The sequence below is a fragment of the Kitasatospora sp. NPDC043949 genome (assembly GCF_056435365.1).
The window spans coordinates 49,933-72,071 of the sequence record NZ_JBWKEQ010000016.1 but is presented as its reverse complement, the minus strand read 5'-3'; the positions used below and the strand labels follow the sequence as shown (position 1 = coordinate 72,071).

Genomic DNA, 22,139 nt, shown 5'->3' with positions numbered 1-22,139 from the left:
ACGTCCGGCCCGTCCCCGCATCGCGCGGGGGCGGGCCGGACGCTTTCCGGTCAGGCCCCGCTGCGGCTCCCACCGGCCCCGGCGCCCCGGGCCGGCAGCCGGTCCAGGAAGGCGGCGGCCGCCTCGGCGACGTCCGCCGCCGTCCAGTCGAGCGCGGACGCCGACACCGTGACCTCGGTCATCGCCAGGCCCGGCAGGTCCCGCTCGCGCCAGCCGCCGAACAGGGCGACCCCGGTCTCCTCGGCCAGCCCCAGCCCGGCCTCGTCCAACTCCCCGGCGGCGTACGGCAGCCAGAACTGGAACTGGTGGGTGTGCGGCGGGGCCGGGTGCACCCGGGCGCCCGGGACCGCCGCGAAGGCCGCGTCCAGCGCCTCGGCGACCACCTTGGCGTGCGTCACGTACCGCTCCAGCAGCGGGAGTCGGGCGTCCAGCCCGGCCAGCGCGGCGAGAGCCGCCGGCCACTGCTGGTAGAGCTGGCCGCCGTACCGGTGCCGCCAGGCCCTGGCGGTGCGGACGAAGCCCCGCGAACCGGCCAGCGCGGCGCCGCTGATGCCGCCGAGCGTCTTGTAGAAGGACACGTAGACCGAGTCGGCCAGCGCGACGATCTCCGGCAGCGGGTGCCCGAGGTGGAACACCGACTCCCAGATCCGGGCACCGTCCAGGTGCAGGGCCGCGCCGCACTCCTCCCGGACGACCCCGGCCAGCGCCGCCAGCGCCGCCCAGTCGGGCAGCACGAAGCCGGCCTCGCGCAGCGGCAGCTCCAGGCTGAGCGCGGCGTACGGCTCGTCGAAGGAGCGCAGTTCCTCGACGGTGGGCTGGCGCGGGGCCATGGTCGGCCAGACGCTGCGCAGGCCGGTCAGCACGCCGAGCGCGTGCCGCTCGTGCTGGTCGGTGTGGGCCAGCGGGTGGGTCGCGACGGTGCGCAGCCCGGCCGCCTCGGCGTGGATCCGCAGGGCGACCTGCTGGGCCATGGTGCCGGTGGGGAAGAAGGCCGCGTCCTCGGTGCCGAGCAGGTCGGCGACCGTGCGTTCGAGGGTGCGGACCACGCCGTCGCCGTACTGGTCCGGGCGGTGGTCCAGGTCATGGCCGCCGCCCTCCCCCGCGAGGGCGGCGAGGCGTTCGCGCATGCTCTGCGGCCGGTCGCCGGACAGGATCCGCTCGCAGCCGCGCAGGGCGGCGAAGCGGCGGTCCGGCAGGCTCGGGCGGTCATTGCCGTCGAGGTCTTCGCTCCTGTTGCCATACATGCGTCGATGGTCCCCCAGCGGGCCCGCCAGGTCAGCGGGGCGGACGGCGGAAAGGGGTGCGCGGCCGACCCAAACCCCGGACGGGCATGGCGCTGGTCACACCGGCCGGGCTCCCGTCGGGCGCGGTACGACCGGCGGTAGTAGCCCGGCCGCGGGCGCGGGCGGCCCGCCACAGGCCGGTGGTAGACGATCGGATCTCATGATCATTACTCCGTCAGCTTGAATCTCCGGCGCGACGCTGACTACACGCCGTAGTACGTCACGCCGTTTGGGACTCCGCTCGGTGACCGTTACACCTGAGTGGTCCCCCGCTCAGCACGCGCCCGAACGGGCACTTCGTGCTGCCCTCGTCCACCGTGAGGTACGGCTACCGATGTCCTCTGTCCCGCCCGTGGGGCCGGTCCTGCGCCGGCTCGCCGCCCGAACGGCGGCCCAGGCGGCGGCCTGGCAGCCCCGGCTCGGCCATGCCGCCCGCACCCATGCCGCGCCGCTGCGCGCGCTCGCCGCGCCCCGGCACCCGCTGCCCGGCGGGCACCCGCAGGCCGAACGGGAGCGCGCGGTGGTCGCCGCCGGGGCGGCCGCGGTGCTGCTCGCCGGCGCACTGCTGGTGGCCGCGCCCGGCAGCGCCTCGGCGCAGACCGTCCGGCCCACCACGCCCGGCAGCTCGGCCTTCACCGCGCCGCAGGCCGCCGTGCCCAGCCCGGGGCTGGTCCAGGTGGCCGGGCCGAGCCCGTACCGGCTGCCGAACGACGGCGACTCGGCGCAGGAGTTCGTGGCGGTGGCCGCCAACCTGCTGCCGGTGGAGCCGCCCGTCGCCGACGCGCCGGCCGAGGCCCCCGCGACGGAGCCCGAGGCCGCGCCCGCACCGGAGCCCGCTCCGGCTCCGGAGTGGTCGGCCCCGGTGCCGGACGCGCCGACCAGCAACCCGTACGGGGTGGCCAACTCCGAGTACGCCGCCGGGTACCACACCGGGGTGGACTTCGCGGTCGACCCGGGCACGCCGCTGCTGGCGGTCGGGAACGCGACCGTGGTGTCGGCCGGCTGGGACGGCTCGTACGGCAAGGAGGTCGTGCTGCGGCTGGAGGACGGGCACTACGCGCAGTACGCGCACCTGTCCTCGCTCGGGGTCTCGCCGGGGGAGCAGGTGTCGGCGGGCGAGCAGATCGGGCGGTCCGGGAGCACCGGCAACTCGACCGGACCCCACCTGCACTTCGAGATCCGCACCAGCAACCGCTACGGCGCGGTGGTGAACCCGATCGCGTACCTCGCGGGGCACGGCGTCACCGCGTTCTGAGCCCGGCCCCAGCCACCGGTCCGCCCGCCCGTCCGCTCAGGAGTGGGCGGGGGCCGGGTGGCCGATCCGGCCGCCGATCTCCAGCGCGACCTCCCGGGCCGCCCCGATCGCCTCCTCCAGGGTGGCCGCCGGCGGCGAGGACTCGCCCCACACGTTGTCGCCGTGGTCGCAGTCCGCGGCGTCCTGCTTGAGCAGGAACATCGCCGAGTGGACGGTGAACAGCGACATCGTGGCGCGCAGCCGCTCCCGAAAGTCGGCGTCCGGCCCGTGCACCAGCTGGATCATCGTGATCATGCGGTCCTTGAACGCCAGCCCGGCCGCGGACTCGCGCAGCGCGGGCTGGTTCTCGTGGAAGAAGCGCAGCAGCGGCGCCCGCTCGGCCATCCCGTCGGCGAAGCGGCGGATCAGCTCGTCGCGCATCTCCGGGCTCCAGGACTGCTGCCGGCCCCACGCGATGGTCTCGTCGATCGGCGCGGCCATCCGCTCCACGATGCCCAGGACGATGTCGTCCTTGGTCTTGAAGTGGTAGTAGAGCGCGGCCTTGGTGACACCGAGGCGGTCGGCGATCTCGCGCAGCGAGGTCTGCTCGTAGCCCTGCTCGGAGAAGAGCTCCAGGGACACCTCGATGATGCGGGACCGCGTGTCGCTGCGGGGGCTGTGCGGAGTGCCCATGGCCTGCCTCATGAGTGCGTCGGTGACTGCTGCGGACCCCGGTGGCGTCCGCCCCGGGCCCATTCTCCCTGCCCAGGCAGCCGGGCGGGAAACTGGCTTGACGACCGGCTAGTAAACAACTTACCGTGCCGACGGTCCACAAACTAGCCGGGCGTCAAGTAAGTGAATCACTGCGCGGCCTCCGCCCGTCCGAAAAACCCCTCCGGGAGACACCACCTCATGTCACAGTCCAAGACCACCGGCCCGGTACCGGAGGAGAAGTCAGCCGAGGAGGAGCAGCCGCGGTCGCCCCGCGAGATCCGCCTCGTCATGGTCGGCCTGGTCGTCACCATGCTGCTGGCCATGCTCGACAACCTGATCGTCGGCACCGCGATGCCGACCATCGTCGGCGACCTCGGCGGCGCCGAGCACCTGTCCTGGGTCGTCACCTCGTACACCCTGGCCACCGCCGCCTCCACCCCGATCTGGGGCAAGCTCGGCGACCTCTACGGCCGCAAGGGCACCTTCCTCACCTCGATCGTGATCTTCCTGGTGGGCTCGGCGCTGTCCGGCCTGTCGCAGAACATGAACGAGCTGATCGGCTTCCGCGCCCTCCAGGGCCTGGGCGCCGGCGGTCTGATGGTCGGCGTCATGTCGATCATGGGTGCGCTGGTCGCGCCGCGTGACCGCGGCAAGTACCAGGGCATGTTCGCCGCGGTCATGGCCCTCGCCACCATCGGCGGCCCGCTGGTCGGCGGCTTCATCACCGACCACCTGAGCTGGCACTGGACCTTCTACATCAACCTGCCGCTCGGCGTGATCGCACTCGCCGTGGTCGTCGTCACCCTGAAGCTGCCGAAGGTCCGCAACAACGCCCGGATCGACTACTGGGGCGCCATCCTGCTCACGACGGGCATCACCTCGCTCGTCCTGATCACCACCTGGGGCGGCCAGCAGTACGACTGGGGCTCCAAGCAGATCCTGGGCCTCGCCGCGCTCGCCGCCGCGACGCTGATCGCCTTCTGCTACGTCGAGCAGCGGGTGCAGGAGCCGATGCTGCCGCTGAGCCTGTTCAAGAACCTGAACTTCACCCTGGTCTCGATCATCGGCTTCATCGTCGGCTTCGTGATGTTCGGCTCGACCGTCTTCCTGCCGCTCTACCAGCAGATCGTCCAGGGCGCCTCGGCCACCAACTCCGGCCTGCTGCTGATGCCGATGATGTTCGGCATGCTGGTCGTCTCGCTGGTGGTCGGCCAGGCCGTCACCAAGACCGGCAAGTACCGGATATTCCCGATCATCGGCACCATCGTGATGACCGTCGGCATGGTGCTGCTCTCCACCATGGGCACCACGACCAGCAGCTTCACCTCCGCCTGCTGGATGGTCGTGCTCGGCGCCGGCATGGGCTTCCTGATGCAGATCACCATGCTGGTCGCGCAGAACAGCGTCGAGCTCAAGGACATGGGCGTGGCCAGCTCCACCGCCACCCTGTTCCGCACCATCGGCGGTTCCTTCGGTGTCGCGCTGTTCGGCGCCCTGTTCAACAACCGGGTCACCGACACCATGAAGGAGCGGCTGGGCGACCACGCGGCGGCCGGCGGCGGCGTGAAGGACCCGGGCCAGATGAGCCCGGCGGACCTGCGCAAGCTCCCCGAGAACATCCAGGACGCCTACCACCACGCGGTATCCAACGGCATGCACACCGTCTTCCTGTGGGGTGCCGGGGTGGCCGTGGTCGCGATCGCCGCCGCGGTGTTCATGCGCGAGGTGCCGCTGCGCGGCACCGGCACGGGCAAGGCGGACAAGTCCGCCGAGGCCTCGCTGGAGGCGGCGGCCGTCTGACCGCCCTCCCGCCGACACGACGGCGCCCCCGGAGGACTCCTCCGGGGGCGCCGTCCCGCGTTCGTGGCCGACTACTGGGGAAGCCGGTAGACGCCCTGCTCGACGGGCTCCACCAGGCCGTCCGCGACCAGGCCGTCCAGCGCCCGGGCCCGCTGCACCGCGTCCGGCCAGACCGCGTCCAGCCGGGCCTGCGGCACCGAGCCGTGCGACTCCCGCAGCACCGCGAGCAGCTTGCCGCGCACCTGCCGGTCCGTCCCCTCGTAGGTCTGGCCGCGCCGGGCCGGGCCCTCGTACGGCGGGCGGCCGGCCCGCTGCCAGGCGCAGTGGGCGAACAGCGGGCAGCCCCCGCACTCCGGGCCGCGCGCGGTGCAGACCAGCGCGCCCAGCTCCATCACGCCGACCGCCCAGGTGGCCGCGGTCTCGGCGTCGTCGGGCAGCAGCGCCGTCGCCGTCCGGCGCTCGGCGGCCGTGGTGGCCTGGGCCGGGTACTCGACGCCGGACACCGCGCGGGCGAACACCCGGCGGACGTTGGTGTCCAGCACCACGTGCCGCTGGCGGAAGGCGAAGGAGGCGACCGCGGCGGCCGTGTACTCCCCCACCCCGGGCAGCGAGAGCAGGGTGGCGTGGTCGTCCGGCACCTCGCCGCCGTGCTCCTCGGTGATCGCCACCGCGGCCGCGTGCAGCCGCAGCGCGCGGCGCGGGTAGCCGAGCCGGCCCCACATCCGGACCGCCTCGCCGGGCGCCTCGGCCGCGAGGTCGGCCGGGGTTGGCCAGCGGGTCAGCCACGCCTCCCAGGCGGGCAGCACCCGCTTCACCGGAGTCTGCTGGAGCATGAACTCGCTCACCATGATCGCCCAGGGCGTCGCCTCGGGCGTCCGCCAGGGGAGGTCGCGCTTGTCGGCCTCGTACCAGTCGAGGACGGTCGCGTGCAGCAGCGGCAGGGGCATCGAAAGCCGGACGGCGTCCGGCGCGGCGCCTGCCGGGGGGACGGGGGCGGGGGTGACAGTGATGGCAGCCATGGCCCTTCGATCCTCCCATGTCGACGGGCGCGACCGAAGCGGAGAAAAGAACTCCGGATATCCCTGCGGATCTCCCGGAGAACCACCGCTTCGAAGCTCCCTCGAACGGCGCAAATGGCGGATCATGTGAAGGAAGGGGCGACTGTGCGGTGTTGGTGCGTCAAGCGGCACACACAGTCTCGTAGAGTTTGGGCGTGCCCTCTCTGCGTCAACCCGTGGGACCGCTGCCGGCCTCGATCTACTGGCGTCGGCGCGTCGTCGTGCTCGTCGCCGTCGCGGCGGTCGCCGCCCTGATCGCCTGGCTGATGATCGATCAGGACGGGGGCGGTGACGGCGGCTCATCGAGCAAGGCCGCGCAGGCCGTTCCGTCCCAGAGCCAGACCCCCGCCCAGTCCATCACACCCGGCGCGTCCCCGAGCGGCCCCGCGGCGCGCCCCGGCGGCGGCAGCGGCGGCAACGCGAGCGGCGGCCCGGTGGCCGGCTCCGGCGGCGGCGAGGTCAGCCTCAGCACCGGCGGCACCGGCGGCGGCGCCAACCCGGCTCCTGCCACCGGCGGGGGCACGGGTGGCGGTGCGGCGGCGGGCGGCGCCGCGGCCGGCGGTTCCGGCGGCTCGGGCGGCGGCGCCCCGGTGGTGAACACGCCCGAGGTGATGGCGCTTCCGGTCTGCGTCTCCTCGCAGGTCACCCTGGAGCTGGCCAGCGCGCAGAACTCGTACCAGCCCAAGGACAAGCCGCGGCTCTCGCTCACCGTGAAGAACGCCTCCGGCGCCAACTGCCGGGTGGACCTGGGCCGGACGGCCTCCGCGATCACCGTGACCGCCAGCAACGGCGACCGGGTCTGGTCCTCCGGCGACTGCCCGTCCGACCGCGGCAGCAGCTGGGTGCAGATCCCGGCCAACAACGGCCTGACCGAGACCTTCACCTGGGACCGCAGCCGCAGCAAGCCGCAGTGCGCCACCGCCGACCCGGCGCCCCCCGCGGCGGGCACCTACCTGGTGGTCGCCGACCTCACCGGGCTCTCCGGCGGCCAGGTCTCGGCGCGCTCCTCGATCCGCCTGGACAGCTGAGCCCCCTCGACTCGACTCGACTCGACTCGACTCGACTCGACTCGACTCGACTCGAAGCCCCCGGCCGACGCGGCCGGGGGCTTCGGCGTCTCACGGGCCGGCCAGGGTGCGCTGGTCCGGGTGCGCTGGTCGAGGCGCGCCGGTCGGGATGGCTCGGCGGGGGTGGACTCGGCGGGGTGCGCGACGGCCCCCGGGGCGTTCCCCGGGGGCCGTGCGCGGCGGTGCGTCAGGCCGGACGTGGCGCCGGGTCAGACGTAGCGCTCCAGGATGGACGATTCGGCGAGCCGGGACAGGCCCTCGCGGACCGAGCGGGCCCGGGTCTCGCCGACGCCCTCGACCGTCTGCAGGTCGTCGATGCTGGCGGCGAGCAGCTTCTGCAGGCCGCCGAAGTGCTCGACCAGGCGCTCTATCACTGTGTTGGGCAGGCGCGGGATCTTCGCCAGCAGCCGGTAGCCGCGCGGCGAGACCGCCGAGTCCAGCGACTCCGGGGAGCCCGAGTAGCCGAGCGCCTTGGCGACCGTCTGAAGGTCCAGCAGCTCGGCGTGGGTGAGCGCCTCCAGGTCGGCCAGCACCTCGTTGACCGTCCGGCCCTTCTTGGCGGCCCGCTCCGGGAAGTAGTCCCGGGCGACCAGTTCGCGCTCCGGCTCCACGCCCGCGATCAGCTCGTCCAGCTGGAGCGAGAGCAGCCGGCCGTCGATGCCGAGCTCCAGCACGTAGCCGGCGATCTCGGTGGCGATCAGCCGGACCATCTCCAGCCGCTGGGCGACGGCGGTGACGTCCCGGACCGTCACCAGGTCCTCGATCTCCAGCGCGGACAGCGTGCCGGCCACCTCGTCCAGCCGCAGCTTGTAGCGCTCCAGGGTGGCCAGCGCCTGGTTGGCGCGGGACAGGACGGTGGTGGAGTCCTCCAGCACCCGGCGGGTGCCGTTGACGTACATCGCGATCAGCCGCATCGAGTGCGAGACCGCCACCACCGGGAAGCCGGTCTGCCGGTTGACCCGCTCCGCGGTGCGGTGGCGGGTGCCGGTCTCGTCGGTGGGGATGGTGGAGTCCGGCATCAGGTGCACGCCGGCCCGGACGATCTTGGTGATGTCCTTGTCCAGCACCACCGCGCCGTCCAGCTTGCACAGCTCGCGCAGCCGGGTCGCGGTGAACTCGACGTCCAGGACGAAGCCGCCGGTGCAGATCGACTCGACCGTCTTGTCGAAACCGAGCACGATCAGGCCGCCGGTGTTGGCCCGGAGCACCCGCTCCAGGCCGTCGCGCAGCCCCGTGCCGGGTGCGATGGCACTGAGGGAGGCCCGCAGCAGGGCCTCCTCACGGGAGGCCTTGTCCGCCCCCCGGTCGCTGGCTGCCACGTGACTCCTCCGGTCGACCCCGTGCCGCGCGCCTCGCGCCGTGCGCCGGTCCGCGGTCTGTTGCTCTGTCGCTCAGTACCGCTCGGTACTGCCTTCTGGCCAATGAGACTGGGGAAAGTCTAACTGCGTGCGGCATCGACAGGGCTTGGGTCAGCGCAGTTCGTCGGAGTCGAGCGGCTCCCAGCCCTCCATCAGCTCCTCCGGGTGCGCGACGACCCGGGCCGCGCGCGGGGCCGGCGGCGCCGACGGTGCCTCAGCACGCGGCTTGGCGGCGGCCCGGCGGCGGCCCGGGATGGCCCGCAGCGCCTCGCCGATGTCGGCCACCTCGACCACCTTCATGCCCGGCGGCACCTTGCCCGGATCCGGCGGGACGAGGGCGTGCGTGAAGCCCAGCCGGTGCGCCTCGGCCAGCCGCCGCTGCACCCCCGTCACCCGCCGTACCTCGCCCGCCAGGCCGACCTCACCGATCGCCACCAGGTTGCTGGGCAGCGGGGTGTCCGAGGAGGAGCTGGCCACCGCGAGCGCGATCGCGAGGTCGGCGGACGGCTCGCTCAGCTTCACCCCGCCCACCGTCGCGGTGTAGATGTCCTGCTTGCCGAGCTTCACCCCGCCGTGCCGCTCCACCACGGCCAGGATCATCGCGATCCGGGGCGACTCCAGGCCCGAGGTGGTGCGCCGCGGGGACGGGATCTGCGAATCCACCATCAGCGCCTGCACCTCCGCCACCAGCGGGCGCTTGCCCTCCAGGGTGACGGTGAGGCAGGTGCCCGGGACGGGCTTGTCACGCCTGGTCAGGAAGAGGCCGGACGGATCGGCCAGGCCGACGATGCCCTCGTCGTGCAGCTCGAAGCAGCCCACCTCGTCGGTGGCGCCGTAGCGGTTCTTGATCCCGCGGATGAGCCGCAGCCGGGCGTGCCGGTCCCCCTCGAAGCTGAGCACCACGTCCACCAGGTGCTCCAGCAGGCGCGGGCCGGCGATCTGGCCGTCCTTGGTGACGTGGCCGACCAGCAGCGTCGCCATGCCGCGCTCCTTGGACACCCGGATCAGCGCGCCCGCCACCTCGCGGACCTGGGCCGGACCGCCGGGGGCGCCGTCCAGCTCGGCGGAGGCGATGGTCTGCACCGAGTCCAGGATCAGCAGACCGGGGTTGACCGCGTCGATGTGCCCGAGCACCGCACCGAGGTCGGACTCGGCGGCGAGGTAGAGGTGCTCGGAGAGCGCGTTGATCCGGTCGGCGCGCAGCCGGACCTGACCGGCCGACTCCTCGCCGGTGACGTAGAGCGTGCGGTGCCGGTCGGTGGCGGCCTTGCCCCCCACGTCCAGCAGCAGGGTGGACTTGCCGACGCCGGGCTCGCCGGCCAGCAGGACGACCGCGCCGGGGACCAGCCCGCCCCCGAGCACCCTGTCCAGTTCCGGCACGCCCGTCGAGCGGGCCGTCGCGACCTGGCCGTCCACCTGGCCGATCGGACGGGCCGGCGAGCTGACCGGGCCCGCGGCGGTCGTCCGGATCGGCACCGCGCCGTACTCCTCGACCGTGCCCCAGGCGTTGCACTCCGGGCAGCGGCCGACCCACTTGGGCAGCTGGTTGCCGCACTCGGTGCAGCGGTACGCCGGGCGCGGCTTGGCGGTGGTCTTGGTACGGGCAGCCATGCGGCCCACCGTAGCGCCTGGGTCCGACAACGCCTTGCTCCACCGGAGCCGGGCCCAAACCCACACAGATGGGCGATGTTGTTACCCGAAAGAAGTACATACACGGCGAACGGCCGGGGTGCGCCGCCCGCCGTCTCTACCGTCGGACGGGTGACAACGCGTACTGAAGGGCCGCCGGCCGCCGTGCTGGCGGCGTACGACCGGCAGGTGGACGGCCTGTTCACCTACTGCCTCTCGGTGCTGTGCGAGCACGACGCGGCCACCGGCGCCCTGCGCGAGGCCCGCGAACTGGCACGGCGGCACGGCGCCCGGCTGACCGAGCCCGGGCTGGTCCGGGCCTGGCTGTTCTCGCTGGCCCGGTACTGCTGCCTGCGGCGGCTCGCGGGCGGCGCCGGACGGGACGCCACGGCGGAGCCGACCGAGGCCGAGGCGGCCCGGCGGCGGCGCGAGCTGGCCTCGCTCGCCTGGCCGGAGGCGGCCGGCACCGACCCGGAGCAGCGCGAGGCGCTGGAGCTGTCCGTCCGGCACCGGCTGACCCCGCACGAGGTGGCGGCGGTGCTGGGCCTGCCGTTCGAGCGGACCCGCGCGCTGCTCGCCGCCGCCGAGGCGGAGGTGGCCAGGACCAGGGCGGCGTTGCTGGTGCTCGGGGTGGGCAGCTGCCCGGAACTGGACCGGCTCGGCGGGGCCGGGGCGGAGTCCTGGCGGGACTGGGTGCTCGGCCCGGCGCTGCGCCGGGAGCTGGTGCAGCACGTGGTGGACTGCCCGACCTGCCGGGGGACGGCGGGGCGGGTGGCCGGTGCGGCGACGGAGGGCGCGGCGGGGATGTCCGGGCTGCCGCTGCTGGCGGCTCCCGCCCCCGCTCCGGCGCCCCCGGGCGCCGGAGCGGCCCACCTGCCGTCGGTGATCGGCCACCTGCCGTCGGCGGTCGGTGCGGTGCGGCGGGCGGGGGCGGTGCCGGCGGCCGAGTCGGGGCTGCGGTTCGACCAGGGCGGCTTCCCCCGGCACCGGGCGCCGGACGCGGGCCGGGCACTGGCGGTGCGTCGGCGGGTGGTGACCACCGGGGTGCTCGCGGCCGTCCTGGCGGCGCCGGTGGTCGCCCTGTGGGCGGGGCACCGGAGCGGCGGGTCGGGGACGGCGTCCGCGGTGTCCACGGTGCGGGTCGAGGAGGCCGGGCGGACGGGCGGGCAGCAGCCGTCGAAGCCGTGGCCGACGGCGGGCGCACCGGCGGGCACGGGGCTGCCGGGGGTGCCGGGGATGGAGCTGGCGGGTGCGGGGGCGGTGGGTGCCGGGGTGATCGGTGCAGAAACGTTGCCCCTTGCCTTTCCACGGCTGACCCTCCAGGGCCCGGCGGTCCCGGTACCGGCCCGCGGGGCGACCCCGATCGGCAGTCCGGCCCTGGTCGCCGCCCCCGCCCCCGCCGTCGGACAGGCGCCGACCGGGGGCGGCCCGGGCGGAGCCGAACCGGCCCCGGTCGGACTCCTCACCGTCGAGGCCGCCGAGTACGGCAGCCGGACCATCCTCACCCTCACCGACTCCGGCACCACCGAGATCCACTGGCACGCCGTGACGGACGCCGCCTGGCTACGGCTCAGCCGCGACTCCGGCACCCTCGCACCGGGCCAGCGGATCACCGTGACCGTCACCGTGGACGAGGACCTCGCGCCCACGGCGCACTGGACCGCCCGGATCGCGCTGCCGCCCTCGCAGGCGGTCGTCACCCTGGAGGGCGGACCGCACAACCGGGGCGGCTCGGCCTCCTCCCCCGCCGCACCGGGGGCGTCGGCGTCGGCCACGGCGGACCCGCCGCCGAGCAGTTCCCCGCAGCCGTCGGTGACGGCCACGGCGGCTCCGTCCCCGTCGGGGTCGCCGTCGGCCGGCGCTCCCTCGTCGTCGGCGTCGGCGTCGTCCTCGGCGTCGGCGTCGGCGTCGGCGTCGGCGTCGGCGTCCGCGCACCCGTCCTCGCCACCGCCCTCGGGCACCCCGACGGGCACCGCGACGGGCACCGCGACCCCGGCCCCGCACTGAGCGGCCGGTGTCCCCCTCGACGTCCGCGCCCGGCGGCGACGGCGGTCAGCTCCGGTCGATCGGCGGCACCCGGTAACTGCCGTCCAGCACGGCCGGCTTCGGCTGGTAGAGCCGGATGATCGGCCGGAACTCGCCGACCGGGGCGGGCAGCCAGTTAGCCGCCTCCACCTCGTCCTCGGGCTGCTCGTGCTGGAGCGTCAGGGTGAGCGAGCCGTCCGCGCCGTACACCAGGCCCGGGGTGCGGTCGCCGATCGCGTAGCGCTCGATCGGGTTGTCCACCAGGTAGTAGTCCGGCAGCGCGTACATCGTGACGGACCAGAACGCCTCGGCGGGCGGTGGCTGGTCGAACCGCAGTGTGTAGCGGTGCGCGCCGCTGAGCGGGCGGCCGCCGGAGTCATCGTAGGTCATCGCGAACGAGGCCTCGTAGGCGTGGTTGCCCCAGAGGCCGGCCCGGGCGGCGGCGGCCCGGCTGAGGTAGCCGGCGCGGCGGTCGGGGATGCGCCACTCGGGGTCGTCGAGGGTGCCGGGGCCCAGGTGGTCGATGTTGTAGTCGAACAGGTGGAGCGCCGAGCGCCACTCGCCGGGCGGGTGGTCCTCGGGCGGGCGGGTGGCGTCCTCGACCCGTTCGCGGCCGGCGGCCAGGCCCTTGGCCAGCGCGAGGGTCCAGTCCGCGGCGGCCGCGCGGTACGGCGAGGTGCCCTCGTCGAGCAGGCCGAGCGGGGCGAAGCGCTGCTGGTACTCGACGTCAGGACCGGCCGGCGGGAAGGCCTGCATCCAGACCCGAAGCCGCTCGAAGAAGGCCAGCCGCTCGGGCACCTCCGGATCGGGCTCGGGCAGTCCGGCGACCAGCCCGCCGGGCTCCAGCGGCTCCAGGGTGAGGGCCTTCTGGAGGGCCTTGACCCGGGGGAGGTCGTCCGGCCCGGTGCAGGCGAAGCGGCCGACGACGGTCGCCACCCTGGTCGGCGCCTCGATCACCCGGGCCGGGTCGGACGGGGTGCCGTGCCAGCCGGGAGGGACGATCAGCCAGGTCTGCTCGCCGGTGCCGGTGGCTCGGCTGCCGACGTAGGCGACGTTGTCCGTCCACGCGCCGACGACCTGCAGCACGTAGTAGGCGCCCGCGGTGTCCGGGACGCGCAGCACCTGCGGGCCTTCGGAGAGGTCGAGCTGGGCGATCGAGTAGAGGGTGTCGTTGTTGACCGAGACGAAGTGGTCCTTGGGCCCGGCCAGCCGGGTGGCGTGGCTGAAGTGGTTGAACGACGCCGCCGGCAGGGTGCCCAGGCCGCCCCTGGAGAAGCGCTCGACCATGGTGAGGTCGGCGACGAGCGGGTAGCCGTAGACGTAGGCGTCGGCGGCCAGGGCCTCCAGCTCGGGGTGGTTCATCGGGGTGTCCTTCGTCCGGTCGGCGCGGTCGCTGCGGTGCGGATTTCTGCGGTGCGGATTTCTGCGCTTTTCTGCGCTGCGGGTCAGCTCGGGTCGAGCGGCGGGAGGCGCCAACGGCCGTCGAGGACGGACCGGTCCGGGCCGTGGAGCCGGACGACGACCGTGAACGGGCCGTCCGGGGCGGGCAGCCAGTTGGCGGATTGCTGGGCGTCGGCGGGCCGCTTGTGCCGGAGGTGGAGGGTGAGTCCGCCGTCCGGGTCGCGGACCAGGCCGGGGGTGCGGTCGCCGATCGCGTAGCGGTCCAGGGTGTTGTCGACCAGCAGGCGGTCCGGGAGCGCGTACATGGTGGCGGACCAGAAGTACCGGGCCGGCGGCAGGTCGTCCAGGCCGAAGCGGACGACGTAATCGCGGTCGCTGGCGTTCGGCGGCCGGTTGCCCGCGCTGTCCGCCGCCCAACCGCCGCACCAGGTCTCCTCGGTGGGCAGCCCGTAGCGGCCGAGCCTGGCGCCGAGGGCCTGTCGGAGGAAGTCCCCGCCGATCCGCTCACGGGTGCCGAAGAGCGCGGCCGGGCTGGTGGGTTCGGATTCGGCGGCGGCGCGCTCCAGCCGTGCGCGGCCGTCCGCGATGCCGCGCTCGATCTCGGCCCGGACCTCGATCGGCAGCGTGGCGGGCTCGAACTCGCCGCGCCCGTCGACGCCGAGGTCGGTGAGGCGGCCGCGCAGGTCGACCTCGGCGGGCGGCAGCTCGACGGGCCCGCGGAGCGGGAAGAAGCCGAGCAGGAAGTCGAGGAAGCTGAGGAACTCGACGGTGTCCAGCACCTCCTCGCGCCAGACCGGCCAGACCGGCTCCGACGCGGGGGCGGGCGCCGGGGTGCCGGCGTACTCGTGCAGCGGGCGCAGCCGGTACTGCTGCTGGACGGCCTTCAGGTCGGCGACGTCCGCGGGGGTGTCGCCGGTGAGGTGGGTTCGGCCGAGGATGCCGACCAGGCGGGTGGCGGTGCGGAGCACTCCCCGGACGCCGGGCGGGGGCTCGCCCTGCCAGTCGGGGCCGGCCACCAGGTAGTCGCCGGCCTCCTGGCCGGTGCTCCGGGCACCGACGAACCCGGCGTACACGGTGTCGAGTTCGTGCAGCGGGAGGACGTAGTAGCGGTCCGCGGCCGGGACGGACACCACCCACGGCTCGGCGCGCAGGTCGAGCCAGGCCCAGGAGTGCAGTGTGTCGTTGTCGGGGGAGGCGACGTCGGTGTCGGCCGGGGTGAACGGCTGCGAGCGGTGGCGGAAGACGCCGAAGCCGCCGACGTACCCCGGGTCCGCGTCGTCCAGTGCCTGTGCGTACAGGGTGCGATAGTTCCGCAGGATCGGGTAGCCACGGATCCAGGCCTCGGCGGCGGTCGCGCGGATCGTGGCCGGGTCCACGAGTGCCGGGTTGGCCATGCTCGTCGCTCTCCCCAGTACACGGAAGGCCGGCGGCGCAGGCGCGCACCGGAATTCTGGACATACGAGTACATAGGGGATGCTATGCGGGGCGGGGCGGGTCAGCATGTCGGGTGGCCCGACGCTTCCCGGGCGCCCGACAGCCACCGGCCACCGGCGCTGCGGCTCCGGGCCCGGAGCGGGAAGTCGGGCCGGCCGACTTCCCGCTCCCGACGAGTCCGGTCAGCCGAGTCCGGTCGGACCAGCCCCGTCGGACGAGACCGGTCAGACGAGACCGGTCAGTGGCTGCGGCGGGTGACCAGTTCGGCTAGCACCAGCAGTTCGTCGGCCGCCGACGGCTCCGGAACGGCCGTGGCCAGCTGCGCCATCGCCGCCGCCATCCGCTCGCAGGACTCGCCCTGCGCCCAGCCGCGGCCGCCGGCGCCTTCGACGGACGCCGCGCACTGTGCCAACTCCTCAGGGCTGAGCTGGCGTTCGAGGGCGTACAGCCCGGCGAGCCGGGCCCCCTCGGGGGTGCCGGAGCCCAGCGCCGCGACCACCGGCAGCGACTTCTTCCGGGCGACCAGGTCCGCGCCCACCGGTTTGCCGGTCACCGCCGGATCGCCCCAGATGCCGATCAGGTCGTCGATCAGCTGGAACGCCAGGCCGATCTCCCGGCCGAAGCCGTCCATCGCCTGCACGGCCTCCTCCGACCCGCCGCCGTACAGGGCGCCCATCGCGCAGGCGGCGCCGAGCAGGGCGCCGGTCTTGGCCTCCGCCATCGCCAGGCACTCGGCGAGCGAGACGTCGCTGCGCTGCTCGAAGGCGCAGTCGATCTGCTGGCCCTCGCACAGCTCGACCACGCAGTCGGTGAGCCGGCGGACCGAACTGCGGGCGGCCGGGTGGGCGTCCTCGGCGAGCAGGCGCAGTGCCAGCGAGTGCATGGCGTCCCCGGCCAGGATGGCCTCGGTGGTGCCGAACACCCGCCAGGCGGTGGGCCGGTGGCGGCGCGTCTCGTCCCGGTCGATGACGTCGTCGTGGAGCAGCGTGAAGTTGTGCACCAGCTCGACGGCGGCGGCCGCGGCGGTGGCCTCGGCGGCCGTGCCGCCGAGCGCCTGGGCGGCGGCGAGGACCATGGCGGGCCGGATCGCCTTGCCGGAGGGGGCCTCGACGGGCGAGCCGTCCGCCTCCCACCAGCCGAAGTGGTAGCCGGCGACCTTGCGCATCGCGCCGGGCAGTGAGTCGACGGCGGCCCGCAGGACCGGATCGACCAGGTTGCGGGCCCGGGCGAGGACGTCCGCCGCCTCGTTCCCCTCTTTGTGGTCCCGCTCCAGTGTGGAGCTCGTCATGGGTTTCTCCCCCTGTCGGCCTGCGGTGAGGCGGCCTGGTGTGAGGTGCCGGTCGTGGGTCGGCCGACCCGGTCGGCGGCCGGGCCAGTCGGCGGCCGGCCCGCTTTCCGGACGTGCCGCGGCGCACCGCCCGGCCGGGGTGTGGGTGCCCCGACCGGGCGGCGTGGAATTCCGACCGGCTCCGGTCGGTCGGTGCCCGGCCCCGGGGCCTGGGCGCGTGCCCGGATATCGCGCGCCCGGCCGGAATGACGGAGCCGCGCCCCGGACAGCGCCTAGCGCTGCGCGACGTCCACGTTCTCCAGGACGCCGACCGCGTCCGGGACGAGAATCGCGGCGGAGTAATAGGCGCTGACCAGGTAGGAAATGATGGCCTTGTCGTCGATTCCCATGAACCGCACCGAAAGGCTCGGCTGGTACTCGTCCGGAATTCCGGTCTGATGCAGGCCGACGACGCCCTGGTTGTCCTCGCCGACGCGCAGCGCCATGATCGAGCTGGTGTGCCCGCCGACGATCGGGATCTTGTTGCACGGGAAGACCGGCACCCCGCGCCAGGCCGTGACGTGCTTGCCCTCGACCTCGACCGTGCCGGGGACGAGGCCGCGCTTGTTGCACTCGCGGCCGAAGGCGGCGATGGCCTTGGGGTGGGCGAGGAACATCTTGGTGCCGCGTCGGCGGCTGAGCAGCTCGTCCATGTCGTCCGGGGTGGGCGGGCCGGAGTGGGTCTGGATCCGCTGGTCGTACGCGGCGTTCTCCAGCAGGCCGAACTCGGGGTTGTTGACGAGCTCGTGCTCCTGGCGCTCGCGCAGCGCCTCGATGGTCAGCCGGAGCTGGTGCTCGGTCTGGTTCATCGGCTGGTTGTAGAGGTCCGCGACGCGGGAGTGCACCTTGAGGATGGTCTGCGCGACGCTCAGCTCGTACTCGCGGGGCTTGAGCTCGTAGTCCACGAAGGCGCCGGGCAGCTCGTACTCGCCCCGGTGGCCGGCGGAGAGGTCGATCGCGGCCTCGCCGTGCTTGTTCTGCGCCTGCTGGAAGCCGTTCAGGTACTCGATGACCTGCAGTTGCAGGGCTTCGGAGCGGTCGTGGAGCTCCTGGAAGGCGGGCCAGGAGAGCGCCATCACGGTGCCGGAGGTGGCGGCCCGGACGGTGTACGGCCAGGTGCCCTCCTCCTGCTGGAGGGCCTCGTCGCCGAGGTGGTCGCCGTCGGCGAGGGTGCCGACCACCGTCTCCTCGCCGTACTTGCCGGTGCCGAGCCGTTCGAGCTTGCCGTGCGCGATGAGGAAGACCTCGTTGATCGTCGCACCGGCGGAGACCAGTACGTCGCCGGCGGCGAACTCCCGCTGGACGAAGCGCCCGGCCAGCTCCGTCAGGACGGCCTCGTCCTGGAAGCCGCGCAGCACCGGCACCTCGGCCAGCGTCGGCGGGACGATCCGCACCTCGGAGCCGGTCTTGACGAAGCTCACCCGACCGCGGCCGACCGAATAGCGCAGGCGGCGGTTGACCCGGTAGGCACCGCCGGACACCTGCACCCAGGGCAGCGTCCTGAGCAGCCAGCGCGGGCTGATGCCCTGCATCTGCGGCGCGGACTTGGTGGTCGTGGCGAGGTTCCGCGCACCCGCCGTGCTCAGACTCTGCTGCTGCCGGATCTCAGGTTGCGCGCTGGGCGCGGGAACACCGGCATTGGTTTCGGTCGACATAGGGGGAGCCCTTCGCATGCCCGATGAAGTGTCGCCTTGCGCATTCATGTTGCAGCTTCATGGTGGGCCCATTCGGGTGCATGCCGCAATCACTCATTCGAGTGGTTCGGGATAACCGAACAAATAGTACGACTGGATCACTCGATCGATATCTGTTCGACAGATTATTCGAACTTATCGGGAATACCGCCTCCCATCTTCCCCCATCGACACCCCCTCCGTCGCCACCCCTTGACGCCCGCACACACGGCGCCCCTCCCGTCCGGGCCCGGGGAGCCGGCCGCTAAGGTGCCACCTCACAGGGCCGCCAGGCCAGTTGACGAGCACGGCCGACCACGAGCCCTGACCCTTCGTCACCCCATGCCCTGGGAGGCAGTCTTGACAGCCCCCGTCCGTGTCTGGCTCAACCGCACCTACGCCGAGAACGTCTTCTTCATCGAACAACTCCGCACCGCCCCTCGCCCGGTGGCGGTGCACGCGACCCACGCCGACCCCGACTCCCCGGTGCTCGCCGCCGCCGACCACGGCACCCTGGAACCCGCCGACCTGCCCGCCGACGCCTACGTCGGCTACGCGCTCGACTACTGCGCCCGGCACTCCATAACCGTCTTCCTCCCGCAGCTGCACCAGCTCGCCATCGCCCTCGCCCGGCCGGAGTTCGAGGCGATCGGCACCACCCTGCTCTGCCCGCCGGCCACCGCCATCGCCACCTACACCAGCAAGGCCGACGGCTACCGGGCGATCGCCGCCGCCGGACTGCCCACCCCGCCCTGGTGGCGGGTGCGCACCGCCGACGAACTGCTCGACGCCGTCGACCGGATCGAGGCCGCCGGGCACACCGCCTGCCTCAAACCCACCACCGGCGCGGGCGGCGCGGGCTTCCGGGTGCTCACCCGGGACCCGTACGGGCCGCGGCGGCTTCACGGCTGGGACCACCGGGTCCAGGTCGAGCAGGTGGCCGCCGCCCTGTCCGCCCGACCGGGCGCGGGGGACGAGGAGGACGAGCGGGACGAGCCCGTCGACCTGCTGGTGATGCCCTACCTGGACGGGCCGGAGGTCTCGGTGGACTGCCTCGCCGACCGGGCCGGCCACCCGCTCACCGTGGTCGGCCGCACCAAGGCGGGCCGCCGCCGCGGCTTCACCACCGATCCGCGGTACCTGGAGCCGGTCCGGCGCCTGGTCGGGGCGGGCCGGATGGCCTACCTGTCCAACATCCAGTTCCGCGAACTGGTCGGGCGACCGGTGGTGATCGACGTCAACACCCGGCCCGCCGCCGGGCTCCACCAGCTGCGGCTGTGCGGCCTCAATCTGCCCTGGGACGCCGTCCGGCTGGCGCTCGGCGAACGGCCGGAGCCCACCGGGGTGGATCCGGACGTGCACGGCGTCGAGTACACGCTGGTCTCCGGCATCCAGCCGGTGCTACAGCGCCGGGCGCCCGCCCCGGTCTCCCTCGTCCGACAGCGGTAGCCCGGACGCGACGGCGGGCGGCTCGTGCGGGGCTCACCCGCGACACGCGGCTCGGCGCGGCCGAACCGGCGGCAACCCCGGTGCTACAGCGGGCCGTTCCAGTCGAGCGTCGGCTCCAGCACGCCCTCCAGGGTGAGCAGCCAGCGCTTCACGTCGATCCCCACCCGGCCGCCGCCGAAGCCGCCGATCCCGTCCGCCGCCACCACCCGGTGGCAGGGCACCAGCAGGGCGACGGGATTGGCGGCCATCATCTGGCCGACCGTCCGCGCCGCCAGACCGGGCTCGGCCACGTCCTCGAACACCCCGCTGAGGGCCGCCAGTTCGCCGTAGGTGATGGTCCGGCCGTACGGCACCTCCCGCCAGAGCGTGCGCAGCACGGTGCGGTGCGGGCCGGAGCTCAGGCTCCAGTCGATCGGCAGGCCCAACTCACGGCTGCGGCCCGCCAGATAGGCGCCGATCCGGTCCCGGACGGCGGCGGTCTTCGACGCGTCGGTGCACGGCGGCAGTTCGCCTTCCCGCCCGCCGTACCCGGCCGCCGCCACGCCCAGCGGCGTCACGGCGATGTGCATCGGGCCGCTGGGCAGCGGCGTCTCCACGGTCAGCCAGGACATCGACCAGGACTGCGGCACGCTCGGGCCCCCACCCTCCGCCGGACCGGCCGCCGGCCACCCCGGCGCCCGCGGGGCGCACGACGTCCGCCCGCCCCGCACGCCATCGTACGGCGGGCGGGGCGGCGCGCCTCCGGCGTCGGCGGGCACCGGAACCGTCGGCTGCGGCGGGCACCGGGGCCGTCAGCGCCGCCCCTTCAGCTCGGCCGCGAGCGCCCGGGACCAGTGCGACAGCTCGGCGCGGTCCGGCGCCCGGCCCTCGCACAGCAGGGTGAGCTGCGCGTCGTTGATCCGGTTCGGCCCCGGGATCTCCAGCAGGTACGCCAGCTCCGCCAGTACGGTGGCGAGCCGATCGGCGTCCGTGCGGTCCAGGGTGGCCGCGGACTCGTGGTGGCTGATGGTGAGCGAACCGGGCATGGTCAAACCTCCTCCGTCCACCCCCACTCCCTCCACGGTACGACCGGTCCGGCCGCGGCGCCCGCCGCGGGCGGCGGGGGTGCGACGGCCGGACCTGGTCGCGCTCCGGAGCCGGCCGGGCGCGGTGGGCCGCACCGGGGCCGGGGGTGCGCCCCGGAGCCGTTCGGGGGTGGTCGGCGGATCCCGGGAAGGTCGGACCAGCGCGGGTCAGGGCGCGCCCTCCTGGTCGCCGTGACGCCCGTCCTCGCCGTACCGGCTCCCCTCCCACCGGCGGTTCCGAACCGCCGGAACCGCCAACACCACCGTACCGGCCGCAAGTTGCCAGACCGCACCGAGCAGCAGCACCTTGTCCACGCCGATCCGGTCCGCCGCCGGTCCGGCCGCCGCCAGCCCGAGCGGCCCCAGCACGAACGCGCCGAGCGCCCCGAAGGAGTTGACCCGGCCGAGCACCTCCGGCGGCACCCAGCTCTGCATCGTCGTGCTGAGCAGCGTCCCGCTGACCGCCGAGCCGACCCCCGCCACCAGTGCGCCGGCCACCACCCACGGCAGCGGCGCACCGGCCGCGAGCGCGGCGGAGGGCAGCGCCCAGGCCAGCGTGGCCACGGTGGCCACCGCGAGCGGCCGCTCGGGCCGGCGCCCGAGCATCACCAGCCCGCCCAGCACCGCGCCGACGCCGTACACCCCCATCACCAGACCCCAGGCCCGGGCGCCGCCGAGGTCCCGCTGCGCGGTGAGCGGGCCGAGCACCAGGAACGGCGCCCAGACCAGCAGGTTGAACAGGCCCATCTGGACGGTGGTGATCCAGAACCACGGCCGGGAGGCGAACTCCGACCAGCCGGCCCGCAGTTCGGCGAGCATCGACTGCTCGCCTCCGGCCGCGTTCGCCGCCCGGTCGGGCAGCCGGAGCCTGGCCAGGGCGAACGCGCCGACGCCGTACGTCACCGCGTCGGCCAGCAGGACCACCGCCGGGCCCTGCGTCGCCGTCACCAGGCCGGCCGTCGCGGGCCCGGCCACCGTGGCCACCGAACGGGCCAGCCCCAGCAGGGTGTTCGCGTCGGCCAGGAGCTCCTTCCGGCGCACCAGGCCGGGCACGATCGCCCCGAGCGCCGGCAGGAACAGCCCCTCCCCGACCCCCCACACCGCCACCAGCGCGACCATCGCCCAGACCGGCGCCCGCCCGGCCGTCAGCAGCGCGGCGAACACCGCCTGGACGAGCCCGCGCAGGACGTCCGAGCCCAGCATCACCCGGCGGCTGCCGAACCGGTCCGCGATCACCCCGCCGGCCAGCAGCACCAGCACCACCGGCAGGATCCGGGCCGCCATCACCCACCCCAGGTCGGTTCCGCTGCCGCCGCCGTCGAGCACCGCGAAGGCCACCGCCACCGGCGCCATCGAGGAGCCGAGGAGGGAGGTCGAGTAGCCGACGAAGAACCACGCGAAATCGCGCTCGCCCAGCACGGCGAGCCGGTCTCCCAGCCGCCGGCGGCGGGCCGGGATCCGTTCCGCATCCACTGCCATGGGCGGCAGTCTGCCTCCGGACGGGAACGGCGTTCAAGGGTTTTCGGGGAAAAGTTGAGTCTTTTGGCCTCAATATTTCACGCTCTGCCGACTGCCGCAGTAAGCGGCCTCAAAAACGGCCGTTCATCTGCGATTTACTGCGCT

17 protein-coding genes are annotated in these 22,139 nt (G+C 74.1%); 5 read left to right on the top strand and 12 right to left on the bottom strand.

Annotation, left to right across the window (positions count from 1 at the left end; all coding sequences use genetic code 11):
- Positions 1-50: 50 nt before the first annotated feature.
- On the bottom strand, positions 51-1,244 hold the full coding sequence (locus AC07AL_RS15765; protein WP_363632233.1) for a threonine aldolase family protein: 1,194 nt from the start codon (positions 1,242-1,244) through the stop codon (positions 51-53).
- A 373-nt stretch (positions 1,245-1,617) separates the two neighbouring features.
- Here AC07AL_RS15765 and AC07AL_RS15760 point away from each other — a divergent pair, with 373 nt between their 5' ends.
- The gene (locus tag AC07AL_RS15760) at positions 1,618-2,538 is read left to right on the top strand and encodes a M23 family metallopeptidase (protein ID WP_363589017.1); all 921 of its coding nucleotides are present in this window, start codon (positions 1,618-1,620) and stop codon (positions 2,536-2,538) included.
- A gap of 36 nt (positions 2,539-2,574) precedes the next feature.
- On the opposite strand, the gene AC07AL_RS15755 is transcribed toward AC07AL_RS15760, so the two are convergent.
- Positions 2,575-3,210 (bottom strand): TetR/AcrR family transcriptional regulator, encoded by a 636-nt coding sequence (locus AC07AL_RS15755; protein ID WP_363589019.1) that lies wholly within the window; start codon positions 3,208-3,210, stop codon positions 2,575-2,577.
- 219 nt (positions 3,211-3,429) lie between these two features.
- Between AC07AL_RS15755 and AC07AL_RS15750 the strand changes: the two genes are divergently transcribed.
- Complete coding sequence (locus AC07AL_RS15750; protein WP_363589021.1) at positions 3,430-5,031, top strand: MDR family MFS transporter; 1,602 nt, start codon at positions 3,430-3,432, stop codon at positions 5,029-5,031.
- Positions 5,032-5,102: 71 nt separating this feature from the next.
- Here AC07AL_RS15750 and AC07AL_RS15745 read toward each other — a convergent pair whose 3' ends face one another.
- Positions 5,103-6,050 (bottom strand): HhH-GPD family protein, encoded by a 948-nt coding sequence (locus AC07AL_RS15745; protein ID WP_400809970.1) that lies wholly within the window; start codon positions 6,048-6,050, stop codon positions 5,103-5,105.
- Positions 6,051-6,244: 194 nt separating this feature from the next.
- Between AC07AL_RS15745 and AC07AL_RS15740 the strand changes: the two genes are divergently transcribed.
- A complete protein-coding gene (locus AC07AL_RS15740) occupies positions 6,245-7,117 on the top strand; it encodes a hypothetical protein (protein WP_363589023.1) in 873 nt (290 codons plus the stop codon).
- A gap of 248 nt (positions 7,118-7,365) precedes the next feature.
- Here AC07AL_RS15740 and disA read toward each other — a convergent pair whose 3' ends face one another.
- Together disA and radA are read right to left on the bottom strand one after the other, a co-directional pair.
- The gene (gene disA, locus AC07AL_RS15735) at positions 7,366-8,424 is read right to left on the bottom strand and encodes a DNA integrity scanning diadenylate cyclase DisA (protein ID WP_063351299.1); all 1,059 of its coding nucleotides are present in this window, start codon (positions 8,422-8,424) and stop codon (positions 7,366-7,368) included.
- 201 nt (positions 8,425-8,625) lie between these two features.
- Entirely contained in the window at positions 8,626-10,125 is a 1,500-nt protein-coding gene (gene radA, locus AC07AL_RS15730) for a DNA repair protein RadA (protein WP_478317658.1), read from the bottom strand.
- Positions 10,126-10,275: 150 nt separating this feature from the next.
- On the opposite strand from radA, the gene AC07AL_RS15725 reads away from it, so the two are divergent.
- Complete coding sequence (locus tag AC07AL_RS15725) at positions 10,276-12,150, top strand: BACON domain-containing protein (protein WP_478317656.1); 1,875 nt, start codon at positions 10,276-10,278, stop codon at positions 12,148-12,150.
- A 45-nt stretch (positions 12,151-12,195) separates the two neighbouring features.
- On the opposite strand, the gene AC07AL_RS15720 is transcribed toward AC07AL_RS15725, so the two are convergent.
- The 4 genes from AC07AL_RS15720 to AC07AL_RS15705 form a co-directional block, all read right to left on the bottom strand.
- Positions 12,196-13,530 (bottom strand): DUF1254 domain-containing protein, encoded by a 1,335-nt coding sequence (locus AC07AL_RS15720; RefSeq protein ID WP_363582171.1) that lies wholly within the window; start codon positions 13,528-13,530, stop codon positions 12,196-12,198.
- A gap of 83 nt (positions 13,531-13,613) precedes the next feature.
- Complete coding sequence (locus AC07AL_RS15715; protein ID WP_478317653.1) at positions 13,614-14,963, bottom strand: DUF1254 domain-containing protein; 1,350 nt, start codon at positions 14,961-14,963, stop codon at positions 13,614-13,616.
- Positions 14,964-15,241: 278 nt separating this feature from the next.
- Complete coding sequence (locus AC07AL_RS15710) at positions 15,242-16,291, bottom strand: family 2 encapsulin nanocompartment cargo protein polyprenyl transferase (protein ID WP_363631739.1); 1,050 nt, start codon at positions 16,289-16,291, stop codon at positions 15,242-15,244.
- A gap of 272 nt (positions 16,292-16,563) precedes the next feature.
- Positions 16,564-17,985, bottom strand: coding sequence for a family 2B encapsulin nanocompartment shell protein (locus tag AC07AL_RS15705; RefSeq protein WP_363631741.1), 1,422 nt, complete (start codon positions 17,983-17,985; stop codon positions 16,564-16,566).
- A gap of 378 nt (positions 17,986-18,363) precedes the next feature.
- Between AC07AL_RS15705 and AC07AL_RS15700 the strand changes: the two genes are divergently transcribed.
- Complete coding sequence (locus tag AC07AL_RS15700) at positions 18,364-19,452, top strand: ATP-grasp domain-containing protein (protein ID WP_363631743.1); 1,089 nt, start codon at positions 18,364-18,366, stop codon at positions 19,450-19,452.
- 83 nt (positions 19,453-19,535) lie between these two features.
- Here AC07AL_RS15700 and AC07AL_RS15695 read toward each other — a convergent pair whose 3' ends face one another.
- The 3 genes from AC07AL_RS15695 to AC07AL_RS15685 all read right to left on the bottom strand — a co-directional run bounded on the left by AC07AL_RS15695 (position 19,536) and on the right by AC07AL_RS15685 (position 21,995).
- The gene (locus AC07AL_RS15695) at positions 19,536-20,081 is read right to left on the bottom strand and encodes a methylated-DNA--[protein]-cysteine S-methyltransferase (RefSeq protein WP_363631744.1); all 546 of its coding nucleotides are present in this window, start codon (positions 20,079-20,081) and stop codon (positions 19,536-19,538) included.
- Between the two features lie 162 nt (positions 20,082-20,243).
- A complete protein-coding gene (locus AC07AL_RS15690) occupies positions 20,244-20,477 on the bottom strand; it encodes a hypothetical protein (RefSeq protein WP_363582182.1) in 234 nt (77 codons plus the stop codon).
- Positions 20,478-20,684: 207 nt separating this feature from the next.
- On the bottom strand, positions 20,685-21,995 hold the full coding sequence (locus AC07AL_RS15685; RefSeq protein WP_400809964.1) for an MFS transporter: 1,311 nt from the start codon (positions 21,993-21,995) through the stop codon (positions 20,685-20,687).
- Positions 21,996-22,139: the final 144 nt, after the last annotated feature.

What these genes read in the sequence shown, in the direction of transcription:
- AC07AL_RS15755 (WP_363589019.1), bottom strand. Translation starts at nt 3,210, where the DNA reads ATGGGCACTCCGCACAGCCCCCGCAGCGACACGCGGTCCCGCATCATC.
- AC07AL_RS15685 (WP_400809964.1), bottom strand. Translation starts at nt 21,995, where the DNA reads ATGGCAGTGGATGCGGAACGGATCCCGGCCCGCCGCCGGCGGCTGGGA.
- AC07AL_RS15690 (WP_363582182.1), bottom strand. Translation starts at nt 20,477, where the DNA reads ATGCCCGGTTCGCTCACCATCAGCCACCACGAGTCCGCGGCCACCCTG.
- AC07AL_RS15720 (WP_363582171.1), bottom strand. Translation starts at nt 13,530, where the DNA reads ATGAACCACCCCGAGCTGGAGGCCCTGGCCGCCGACGCCTACGTCTAC.
- AC07AL_RS15710 (WP_363631739.1), bottom strand. Translation starts at nt 16,291, where the DNA reads ATGACGAGCTCCACACTGGAGCGGGACCACAAAGAGGGGAACGAGGCG.
- AC07AL_RS15705 (WP_363631741.1), bottom strand. Translation starts at nt 17,985, where the DNA reads ATGTCGACCGAAACCAATGCCGGTGTTCCCGCGCCCAGCGCGCAACCT.
- AC07AL_RS15745 (WP_400809970.1), bottom strand. Translation starts at nt 6,050, where the DNA reads ATGGCTGCCATCACTGTCACCCCCGCCCCCGTCCCCCCGGCAGGCGCC.
- AC07AL_RS15760 (WP_363589017.1), top strand. Translation starts at nt 1,618, where the DNA reads ATGTCCTCTGTCCCGCCCGTGGGGCCGGTCCTGCGCCGGCTCGCCGCC.
- AC07AL_RS15765 (WP_363632233.1), bottom strand. Translation starts at nt 1,244, where the DNA reads ATGTATGGCAACAGGAGCGAAGACCTCGACGGCAATGACCGCCCGAGC.
- AC07AL_RS15750 (WP_363589021.1), top strand. Translation starts at nt 3,430, where the DNA reads ATGTCACAGTCCAAGACCACCGGCCCGGTACCGGAGGAGAAGTCAGCC.
- radA (WP_478317658.1), bottom strand. Translation starts at nt 10,125, where the DNA reads ATGGCTGCCCGTACCAAGACCACCGCCAAGCCGCGCCCGGCGTACCGC.
- AC07AL_RS15715 (WP_478317653.1), bottom strand. Translation starts at nt 14,963, where the DNA reads ATGGCCAACCCGGCACTCGTGGACCCGGCCACGATCCGCGCGACCGCC.